A 7,438-nucleotide genomic window follows, 5' to 3' on the forward strand; every position below is an offset into this window, starting at 1 on the left:
CGATCCTACCTGCGGCAGTGGGGGTATGCTGCTGTCCTGTCTGACCCATCTCAAGAAATAGTAAAAACCGCCATTTTTGATAAAACCAGCATCAAATCCCTATATCATAATTGATCTATTGGGATGCTTTCCGGGCCTGCTTTGTCAATTCCTTGATTTTGGAAATGACCCGCTTTTCTACTGAATCAGTAAAAGGTCCCGGATAAGAAGTATATGTCATCGCACCCCCTCCTTCATACCCTCCCTCTTTCAATACTCGAAGACTCGGCAAGTAACCAAAAACATGATTCGAATAGCCGGCTACCCAGATAATGGGATCTTCCTCCTCCTCTGCTCCAGAATTGATCTTCAGCTCTTTTTGAAGTCGAAGAGAATAATCGACGACGGTTTCACCACAAATTGCGGTTAATGTTAAATCGTTTCCAAATTGAATGACCTGTAATGGGAACGCATAGCGTGTTTGAATGCCGCCTCGTTCTTCAATTTGTGCCAACAGACGTGTTGCATGGCTTTTTTCGTATTTATTCCCTTGTTTCTGTTTTCTGAGTAATTCTTCACGCGAGGGAGGAGTCACGAACTCCAGTTCCACATCATCCATGGCCACGCCAAGAGGACCATGAATTAAACGCGGCTGCCGAACTGACAAAGCCACTTCCACTGCATTTGAAAGTGCACGACCATGCTGTTTGGCAAGATCTAATGTTCTCCGCGGATAAGGGTTTTGATCTCCTCCACAACCCATCATAAATAAGGCAATCATGCCAGGATGATCGGCTTCCAGATATTCCTGAGCAAATCCGGCATAGTCACCACAAAATTGGTAAAAACTGAGCGTTGTGTTATGGCATGCATATCCAAACAGGGCTGCCACAATAGAACCATCAGGACGTTTGACACTCAACACCGGCACTCGTTGATCAACGGGCCCTTGCGGATGGGGACTATTACTCACGCCTTTGGCTGTTGGCAAACGTCGGTTCATTGAGAAACCTGCCCGACCATAGGAATATTTTAGTTGAACTGGTTCCAGCTTGCTCAGGGCCTGGCCGATCGCTCCCACAATTTTCTTACTCAGTTTTTGAGTATATTCACGCGCCTCAGCTCCACGATCTCCCCCGAGCCCGCGGCGGGATGCTTTCCCCTCTCTTAGTTCTGGTCCACAATGAGTATGCGAGGCATTCATTAATAATGCGGTTGATGGAATTTTAAACTCAGATTCTAAACGAGCGGCAATGGGATCTCTTAATGCGGGTGTAATCCCAATTAAATCAGTGGTAACAATGACCACTTTTTGCCCTCGCATATCTTCAATGATTAACACTTTTGCATAGAGATCGTGCACTTTGCCTTCCGATGGTTTGTTGCGCGAAGCATATCCTGACATCCACATTGACTTTTCCGGTGTGATGACAACCGAGATCGCCGCTGCGCGCCACTCAGATTGCTTTTCTACTTCGGCAGACAGAACTGAATTCGCAGTACCAATGAAATACCCTGAAACAAACACAGTGATGAGTACAATTTGCTGAATGCGGTCTATCATAAGATTCCCCCGGGATCGTGAACTCTTGAAACGAAATTAATTAGTACTTTATTTCCCCACAGACGGGGCAGCCCATTCGACGCTGAATTGTATTGCGATGAAATGTCATATCTCGCAGATCAAACATCAACAATTGATTCGTTAAAGGCTCTCCTATGCCGGAAAGCACCTTAATGGCTTCCATTGCCGCCATACATCCCACGGTACCTGAAACCGCGCCAAATACAGGAAACTCTCGCTTCCAGGCTGGTGGATCGTTTGGAAATAAACAAGACAAGCATCCCGTTTGACCGGGAATAAATGTTGTCAATTGTGCTTCCAAATCGTACATGGCACATTCGATTAAAGGTTTATTCTGTAAGACCGATTGCCGGTTCATTGCATAACGCTCCGGGAAGAGCGGGGCACAGTCAACGATTAAATCTACTTGCTCCACAATAGGTTGGGCGTTCTCTTCACTAATATTTTCGGGAATCGCCACAATTTCCAAACGGGGATTCAGTTCTTTCAGTCGGCGTTCTGCTGATTCCACTCGAGGTTTACCCAACCAGTCATGTGTCATCAGCAATTGCCGGTTTAAATCACTGGGTTTGACATTTCCCGCATGCGCTATCACAAGCTTACCGATGCCGGCAGCCGCTAATTCATATGCAACCACACTACCCAATCCGCCACATCGCGAAACCAGGACTGAGGCGTTTTTTAATTTTTCCTGCCCAGCTTCACCATACTCGGGAACCCAGATCTGCCATTCGTAAACAGCTCGTTCTTCATCTGTCAGGGGAGCGAATCCAGACATCATGACTCCTGTATCTCTCACATTTCAAAGTGCTAAAATAATGTTTTCATTCGGAAGACTTAACCCCCCGAAATGGGTGAGAGAATCGTCACGACGTGATGCGATTCTAACGTCAAAGGCTCATCCCACATCACCTGTTCATTGGAAACAAATAGTAAGATTGAGGGATGTAGTTCATCGGAATCCGGAAAAAGAATCGCTTTGAGAGAAGGGCCGCGCTGCTCGGCTACTTCTTTCACAAGTTCCTGCAGAGTAATACCCTCATTCACCTCAAATTCTTCTTTGCTCACGCCGGCAGCTTTTTTAACCTGTGCCGTATACTCTACGATAATCTTCATACTAATCGACTTTCACCTGCGTAGAACTATCAGAGGGGGAGCCGGTCTCCGGACTCACTTTTCCGGTGAGATCGGATCTCTTTTCCCTAACTTTCGAAGGCAGGCTTTTAAGTACTCCTCCTTCAATGAGAAATTTCATATCCCCTAAACGATCCGACTCTGAAATGTTATGAGTAATATGCAATGTCGTAACACCCGTTAAGCGTTGCACATCACTCAGTAAAGTACACATTTCGCCTCGTGTGTCTTCATCTAATGCACTTAAGGGTTCATCCAGACACAAGATGGCTGGCTTCGCCGCTAATGCGCGTCCTAGAGATATTCTTTGCGTTTCTCCTCCACTCAAACCATGGGGAGTTCGGTTCAGCAATCCTGTAATCCCTAACAGTGTTGCCAACTCTTCCACACGCTCATCAATTTTTTGTTGACTCCATTTTCTTAACTCTAATGCAAACGACAAATTATCTCTCACTGTCATCGTATGAAACAGAACACCCTCCTGAGGCACGTATCCTATTTCACGTTCCGCTGGTTTTGCATGTGTAGCAAGTTTCCCATGTAGATGGATCGTTCCGGAAAGCACTTTTTTCAAGCCACAAATGGTCTCAAGAATGGTAGTTTTCCCACTACCCGTTTTGCCCATCAGGACGGCATAATGACCCTCGGGTACTTCAAAGCTGATATCTTTCAGCTCGAAATCGCCAACTTTAACACAGAGTTTATTTACTGATATCATGACACATCTAAACAGACGGCAAAATCATCCCACCGACTATCGTTACTTTTCCAAACAAGATTTTAAATTACTGCGCGGGTCAAACCAAACATCCGAGCAATCACTAACACGAACAAGGCGGAAACAACCATAATTAACGAAGCAGCAACCGCGCCTTCAATATTACCAACAGTTAACTCCAAAAACACCGTTGTCGGCAGGACTTCAGTCTTCATGCGTGTAGCGCCGGAAAAAATCAGAATGGGTCCGAATTCTCCCAGCGCACGAGCCCAGGCGAGCGTTCCTGCTGCCAATAATCCCCGATATGCCTGTGGAAATACCACACGCCAGAACGCCTGACCTCGGTTACAACCCAAAGTCAGCGCAACCTGCTCATAGCGCGGCCCTATCTGATCGAACGTGACGCGCATCGTTCGAACGGCAAACGCACACGCCACCATAAATTGAGCCAAAATCACACTCGGAATTTCATAGGTTACTCCGATTGCTTTCCCAAAAATTAACTTCGTCACTTTACGAATCAGGTCATCAATAGATTGTGTTTTCTTCATCGCAAACTCTTGACTAGAGTTTGCCTCGGAATCCGACGCAACCATTTCATTGAGCCATTCAATCTGAGGTACATCCACCTGAAATAAAATTAACAGGCACAAGCCAATCACCAAAGGAGGTAACACGATCGGAATATCTAAAATTGCATCGACCAGTACTTTTCCGCGAAAGTCGTGCCGAGACATTAAGTAACCAATTGGTACAGAGACCCAGAGAGATAGAACTGTTGTAATGGCACACGAGACCAGGCTGAGCCAGATCGCATAGCGAATTTCCGGCTTGGCAAATGCGGCCCAGATATGATCGGGCGTCGTATAAGTGGTCTCTGCCGAAAGCATCGCCACGATCAGCAACACATAAATCGTACTGATGGCAATAAAAATCGCATAGAACGGGAGATCAGATCGTGACTTTAATGCGCTAGAGTGCTCCTCAGTCTTCTGCTCAGTCATAGCGACTCCGGAGTCAAACGCCAGCGAAACCCTTTGGATTCAAATATGCCCCGAGATGATTCTGAAGTCAACTGGTCAACCAGACGCTGCATGAGATTGGGATATTTCGTTGACTTCAAGATCGCAATTGGCTGCTCTGCCAGAGGTCGGCCCTCTTTAATTTCAATCACATCAAGCTTATCAGCGACCATCGAAATATTGGCCCGGTAGACAATCGCTGCATCCAATGAGCCTGTTCGTAGTTGATTCACCAGCATATCTGCGGTCGGGGTATTGGTTTTCACATTCGGCTGAACTGCGTCGTAAAGACTTTTATCTCCCGAAACGAGTGGACTCAATAACTTTTTTGTCAATGCCCCCAGCGCACTTTGTTCGTGATGAGCGATTCCAACTTTGATATTCTCACCAACCAGATCGTAGACCGATTTGATTTTTTTAGGATTGCCTTTCTCGACGATGAGAATCATATCGGTTTCTGTAACAGTTAAAGGCAGGGCAAACTTAGGTTGCACTTCCACCATATAGGATTTATCGCAGGCAAAATAAGCATCTGGCTTTTGTCCACTATTGATTTGTCCAACCAGAATCCCACAGCCGTTATACACAACATTGACTGAAATTCCTTCGCGTTTTTCAAACGCTTTTAGAGTGTCCTGAATGGCCAGCCGATTCACTCCACCACTGAATAACAGAACTTGTGGGTGAGGGTCCCATGCGTCTCCTTTGACAGTCTGATACCCCATACCGGAAAAATGTTTTCCCCCTTTTCCAGGAGCTTGCAGATAGCGGGCAAACATCAATGCCTGCTGCGGCTTTTGGGATGATTTTAAAATCCCGACTGTCACATTTTTTACTGATTGAGCGAACTCAGGAACTTCTATCATTTCTGCCTGATCAGAATGCTGATTCACAGTTGCATCCCAGACAATGCCGGCATCCACCGCACCCAGCAGAACATCATTGGCAACTTCTGAAACAGTCGGTTTAAAGACTCGGGCCGCCTTGGATATTGACTCCCACTTTTTTGCTTTTTGCAACTCTTTTTTAGCCAGTTTCCCAATCGATGCAGCATCTGGATTGGCTAATGAAAAGCTGACACCTTCTTTTGTCAGATCATCAATCGACTGAATCTTTTTTGGGTTCCCTTTCTTAACCATAATCACCGGCCGCATCTGAGCTACTGGGATGGCTTCTTTGACGAGGTTCTTCTCGCGAGCAATCTCGATATAACTTGTATCTGCAGCCAGATAGAGGTCCCCCTGTTTCGCCACTTGTAAATTACTCAACAGAGTACCGGAACCGCCATACTGTAAGTGGACCGGAACACCAAACACCTCTTCTGCAAACTGAGCAGCGGATGCTGCTACCGGTGGTTTAATACCTGCAGCACAATACATCAGCAGAGAGGCATCAGCTTGATTCGCGGTTTCAGAAACATCTTTCGGGGGAGAATAAACGAGTATCCCCACCATGATCACCAGAAACAGCAGCGAGCCTCCTACAAGTGCCAACCCACTGTTGATTTTTCCTTCCGGACATGTCTCCGGGGTTCTCTGATTCCACTGATGACGGCAATGCAGTTTCATTATATCTTCCCAACTGATACGGACAATTGGCCTTTAAGAATTCGTTAAAACTTCCGTTTCTGATTCTGGTATTAAGCGACCAGCGTTGATTCCCAATACGCGCTGCGCAGACTTAACAGCCTGATCATCATGCGTAACCATCAGCACACATCCCCCCTCTTTGGTAAACTCACTCAATGCTTTCAAAACAATTTCGGAGTTTTCGGAATCCAGATTGCCCGTAGGTTCATCAGCCAACAGAATTTTGGGTTGATGAAAGAGGGCCCGGGCCAATGCCACACGCTGTTTTTCACCAGTACTCAATTCTGCAGGTGTATGATGCAGACGATGCTCTAAACCAAATTGCTCAATTAACTCCTTTGCACGTTCTTTGGCCTGAGATAAATTCGTTGCTAAGGCAGGGGTCAACACATTATCCAGTACATTCAAATAGGGAATCAAATGGAATTGTTGAAATACAAAACCCATGTGAGTCGAACGATACCGAGCCCTTTGATCATTGGAAAGTTTGTAAGGATCAGTCCCTTCAATCAATACCTCTCCTGAATCGGGGCTCAACAGTCCCCCCACCATTAAAAGTAAGGTCGATTTCCCACAACCACTCGGCCCTTTGATGGCGAGAAATTCACCCGCATCAACAGTCAGGCTGATCCCATCGACGGCTTGAACTCGTTTTGAGCCGGATTTGAAGGACTTAGATAATTCGACTAATTCCAATAACATATTCTTCTGATTACCCTTCTTGCAGAATCGTGGCAGGATCCTGTCTTGCTGCCAACAATGCTGGTACCCAACTGGATAAACTTGCTAATACTGGCGCGAATATCAAACTTAACAGTAACCATCGTCCTGAAAACAATGCTTCTTGCGGATTCACTGATGCAGGTAAACTGCCCCAGATGATACCGATTCCATATCCCAGAAAGTATCCAATCAATGCACCAATCACACCAATCAGGAATGCTTTAATGATAAAAATCCCGAATACCTGAGTAGACCGCAAACCTATTGCACGCAGCACTCCAATTTCAGGCGCGCGGCGTCTTACATTTTCAAGAGACAAGAATCCGATCCAGGCCCCGCATCCCAGTACAACTAAGGGAACCAGCACAGCTGCAAAATCGGCATGACGTTTGATCATCTGCAAACGGTTCGCCTTTTCCTGTTCCAGCGATGCGACGGCACTCGCATGTGCTTGATTTCGCGCTTCTGCTCGGGCAAGAGCAGGGGGGCCTCTTTCAATGATCTGGGTTCCTGGAAGTATTTTACCTATTTCTTCACGTATCTGCGCCACACGGTCTTTGGCTGCACAATTACATTCTAACGCCAGAATCGCATTCACCAGATTTTGCATCTTCAGCAATTCCTGAGCTTCTCCAAGATTGATCCAGACTGTACTGTCATCTGCAGTACCTCGTTCTGGATAACACTG

Annotated in this window: 8 protein-coding genes; all 8 read right to left on the reverse strand. The window is 46.2% G+C overall.

From position 1 onward, the window contains the following. Positions 1–115: 115 nt before the first annotated feature. Positions 116–1,543 carry a neutral/alkaline non-lysosomal ceramidase N-terminal domain-containing protein gene (locus tag Q0668_RS03315; RefSeq protein WP_298859907.1) on the reverse strand — a complete coding sequence of 476 codons (1,428 nt, stop codon included), beginning with the start codon at positions 1,541–1,543 and terminating at the stop codon, positions 116–118. A gap of 40 nt (positions 1,544–1,583) precedes the next feature. Next, positions 1,584–2,345: a HesA/MoeB/ThiF family protein gene (locus tag Q0668_RS03320; RefSeq protein WP_298859909.1), complete on the reverse strand. Its 762-nt coding sequence runs from the start codon at positions 2,343–2,345 to the stop codon at positions 1,584–1,586. 56 nt (positions 2,346–2,401) lie between these two features. Further along, positions 2,402–2,680 (reverse strand): MoaD/ThiS family protein, encoded by a 279-nt coding sequence (locus tag Q0668_RS03325; protein ID WP_298859911.1) that lies wholly within the window; start codon positions 2,678–2,680, stop codon positions 2,402–2,404. A 1-nt stretch (position 2,681) separates the two neighbouring features. Beyond that, positions 2,682–3,416, reverse strand: coding sequence for an ABC transporter ATP-binding protein (locus tag Q0668_RS03330; protein WP_298859912.1), 735 nt, complete (start codon positions 3,414–3,416; stop codon positions 2,682–2,684). Between the two features lie 62 nt (positions 3,417–3,478). Next, positions 3,479–4,420 (reverse strand): ABC transporter permease, encoded by a 942-nt coding sequence (locus Q0668_RS03335; RefSeq protein WP_298859914.1) that lies wholly within the window; start codon positions 4,418–4,420, stop codon positions 3,479–3,481. Next, positions 4,417–6,006, reverse strand: a complete 1,590-nt coding sequence (gene modA / locus Q0668_RS03340) for a molybdate ABC transporter substrate-binding protein (protein ID WP_298859916.1) — start codon at positions 6,004–6,006, stop codon at positions 4,417–4,419. The genes Q0668_RS03335 and modA overlap by 4 nt, the downstream gene beginning before the upstream one ends. A gap of 33 nt (positions 6,007–6,039) precedes the next feature. Further along, the gene (locus Q0668_RS03345) at positions 6,040–6,729 is read right to left on the reverse strand and encodes an ABC transporter ATP-binding protein (protein ID WP_298859918.1); all 690 of its coding nucleotides are present in this window, start codon (positions 6,727–6,729) and stop codon (positions 6,040–6,042) included. Between the two features lie 10 nt (positions 6,730–6,739). Next, positions 6,740–7,438: ABC transporter permease (locus Q0668_RS03350; protein WP_298859920.1), on the reverse strand; the 699-nt coding region annotated here is incomplete at its 5' end.

The sequence above is a fragment of the uncultured Gimesia sp. genome (assembly GCF_937910335.1).
In the GTDB taxonomy this organism is placed as follows: Bacteria; Planctomycetota; Planctomycetia; order Planctomycetales; family Planctomycetaceae; genus Gimesia.

What these genes read in the sequence shown, in the direction of transcription:
- Q0668_RS03315 (WP_298859907.1), bottom strand. Translation starts at nt 1,543, where the DNA reads ATGATAGACCGCATTCAGCAAATTGTACTCATCACTGTGTTTGTTTCA.
- Q0668_RS03320 (WP_298859909.1), bottom strand. Translation starts at nt 2,345, where the DNA reads ATGATGTCTGGATTCGCTCCCCTGACAGATGAAGAACGAGCTGTTTAC.
- Q0668_RS03325 (WP_298859911.1), bottom strand. Translation starts at nt 2,680, where the DNA reads ATGAAGATTATCGTAGAGTATACGGCACAGGTTAAAAAAGCTGCCGGC.
- Q0668_RS03330 (WP_298859912.1), bottom strand. Translation starts at nt 3,416, where the DNA reads ATGATATCAGTAAATAAACTCTGTGTTAAAGTTGGCGATTTCGAGCTG.
- Q0668_RS03335 (WP_298859914.1), bottom strand. Translation starts at nt 4,420, where the DNA reads ATGACTGAGCAGAAGACTGAGGAGCACTCTAGCGCATTAAAGTCACGA.
- modA (WP_298859916.1), bottom strand. Translation starts at nt 6,006, where the DNA reads ATGAAACTGCATTGCCGTCATCAGTGGAATCAGAGAACCCCGGAGACA.
- Q0668_RS03345 (WP_298859918.1), bottom strand. Translation starts at nt 6,729, where the DNA reads ATGTTATTGGAATTAGTCGAATTATCTAAGTCCTTCAAATCCGGCTCA.